The sequence below is a fragment of the Brevibacillus sp. MCWH genome (assembly GCF_013096935.1).
Lineage (GTDB): Bacteria > Bacillota > Bacilli > Brevibacillales > Brevibacillaceae > Brevibacillus > Brevibacillus aydinogluensis.
This window is the reverse complement of sequence record NZ_SDLF01000053.1, coordinates 1-1,205: the sequence shown is the minus strand read 5'-3', so window position 1 is coordinate 1,205 and position 1,205 is coordinate 1. Positions and strand designations below refer to the sequence as shown.

The window sequence follows — 1,205 nt, the reverse complement described above, 5'->3', positions numbered from 1 at the left end:
TAATTAGGCAAAGGAAGGTGATAAAATTGGAAGGTAATATTAAGTTGTTTGAATTAGCTAAAAAAGAATTAAAAACTGATGTTGGAGATTTTGGTGGGTATATTGATCCCGAGAAGCTTTATTATCCATCGAATATGATGGTAGTTATTTCGACTATTGTTTCCCGTTATTATACTGATGAAAATAATCGTGAGAAAATTGATGAATTCATTAAATTATGTGAAAGAAAATTGTTGAGCGGTAAATTTGGCGTTGTTAGTCTTCAATATGCATTAAGTAATCTTGTAGATGAATTAGAAAAGTTAATAGTAGAGTTAAATAAAAGATAAATTAACAGGCATCCTTCGGGGTGCTTTTTTATTGGAGGGAAAACAATGATTCCAAGCAAAGTCAAAGTAGCAGGAATTGATTACGAAGTCCATGAAGTGGATGGGATTTTAGAGCGTTTCAATACATTAGGACAAATCAACTACCATAAAGGAATCATCGAGCTTGATTCAAGTCTTTGCCAAACGAGAAAAGAGCAAACATTCGTTCATGAACTGCTGCACGCCTGTTTTAAGGAGGTGGGATACGATGAACAAGACGAGGAAATGATCGATCGGGTGTCTGCGGTGTTGTATCAAGTGTTGAAAGAAAATCGTTTTATGTTTGGTGATTAGCAATGGAATTCCCTTTACCGATTAAAGAAAAAGATAATCCTGCTACGTTTCAATATTGCCGTTGGTGCGGGACCAAACTAAAAGATAAGCGGCGGCGCTATTGTAGCAAAGAACATGCGGAAAAATGGCTTGTCGAAGTATTATTCGTTGAAGATTACCAGCGTCAAAGAGATAGAGCAATGAAGCGGGATAATTTTACTTGTCAACGATGTGGAATGACCAGACGCGAACACTATGAAGTATTCAGTCAAGACCTGCATACACATCATATCGTCCCGCGTTCATGGGGAGGCAGTAACTATATGGATAACTTAATTACGTTATGCAGAAATTGTCATGTAGAGATTCATCGCGAATTAGGAGTGAAAATCGGGAAGTAAGTCGCCTAGAGCGGCTTTTTTATTTTGGTTATGAAAGGGAGGATGGTGTCATGTAACTATGCCAAGACAAAGAGATCCAAGACGAGATAAAGCATTTGAGATATGGAAAGCAAGCGGCGGTGAGATGAAACTAAAAGACATTGCCGCTCAATTAGGTGTATCC

The 1,205-nt window shown here is 37.7% G+C and carries 4 protein-coding genes; all 4 read left to right on the top strand.

The features are described 5' to 3' along the window. Positions 1-329 (top strand): hypothetical protein (locus ETC00_RS19280; protein ID WP_216369591.1); only part of this gene is annotated, 329 nt, incomplete at its 5' end. 45 nt (positions 330-374) lie between these two features. Continuing rightward, entirely contained in the window at positions 375-662 is a 288-nt protein-coding gene (locus ETC00_RS19275; protein WP_171567674.1) for an ImmA/IrrE family metallo-endopeptidase, read from the top strand. A 2-nt stretch (positions 663-664) separates the two neighbouring features. Continuing rightward, on the top strand, positions 665-1,042 hold the full coding sequence (locus ETC00_RS19270) for an HNH endonuclease (protein WP_171567673.1): 378 nt from the start codon (positions 665-667) through the stop codon (positions 1,040-1,042). Positions 1,043-1,100: 58 nt separating this feature from the next. Further along, positions 1,101-1,205: phage terminase small subunit-related protein (locus ETC00_RS19265; RefSeq protein ID WP_253264344.1), on the top strand; the 105-nt coding region annotated here is incomplete at its 3' end.